Genomic DNA, 926 nt, shown 5'->3' with positions numbered 1-926 from the left:
CGGTCGCCGGACTGGTCGAGATTCTGTTCGCGCTGCAGGATGCCCGAGACGTCGACGTCGATATGTTCGCTCATCGTGCGCACCGTACGCGGGTTCGCGCAAATCTTGATGACCGGCACGAGCGCATTGCCGATCACATTGCCCTGACCGGTCGGGAAGAAGTGCACCGCGAAGCCCGATGCCGCGCACAGCGTCACCATCTCGGCCGCCGCCGATGACGAGTCCATGAACCACAGGCCCGGGTGCGTCGGAGTTTCGGCCTTGTCGAGCACGCCATCGACCATGCACTTCTTGCCGATCTTCTGGATGTTGCCCAGCGCCTTCTCTTCAATCGTCGTCAGGCCGCCCGCGATGTTGCCCTTGGTCGGCTGCGATTCCGACAGGTCGTCGGTCTTCCAGCGGTTGATCATGTCCTGATAGCGGTCGAACATGAAGTTGAAGCGCTCCCGCACGGCGTCGTTCGCGCAGCGGGCCGCGACGATCTGTTCGCCGCCCGTAAGTTCCGAGGTCTCACCGAACACGAGCGTCGTGCCGTGTCCATACAGCTTGTCGAACGCATTGCCGACGGTCGGGTTCGCGCCGCAGCCGGAGGTCGTGTCCGACTCGCCGCATTTCGTCGAGACCCACAGGTCGCTCAGCGGACATTCTTCGCGGTCGAGCGAGGTCGCGTATTGCACCATCTCCTTGGCAGCTTTGGAGGCGCGCATGATCGTGTCGTGATCGCCGTGCAGTTCGATGCCGAAGCCCATCACCGGCTTGCCCGACTTCGCGATGCCGTCGACGACGCGCTTGGTCCAGCCTTCCTCGATGCCGATCACGACGACCGCAGCCACGTTCGGGTTGCTGCCCGCGCCGATCAGCGTGCGGAAGTGCAGGTCGAGGTCGGCGCCGAACTGCAGGCGGCCGTACGGATGCGGCAGCGCCAT

The 926-nt window shown here is 64.3% G+C and carries 1 protein-coding gene; it reads right to left on the bottom strand.

The features are described from left to right. Positions 1-926 (bottom strand): UxaA family hydrolase (locus AWB81_RS43550; protein ID WP_062644788.1); only part of this gene is annotated, 926 nt, incomplete at both ends.

Origin of the sequence: Caballeronia arationis (genome assembly GCF_001544975.2) — a bacterium.
Taxonomy (GTDB): domain Bacteria; phylum Pseudomonadota; class Gammaproteobacteria; order Burkholderiales; family Burkholderiaceae; genus Caballeronia; species Caballeronia arationis.
This window is presented reverse-complemented; position numbering and strand designations above follow the sequence as displayed.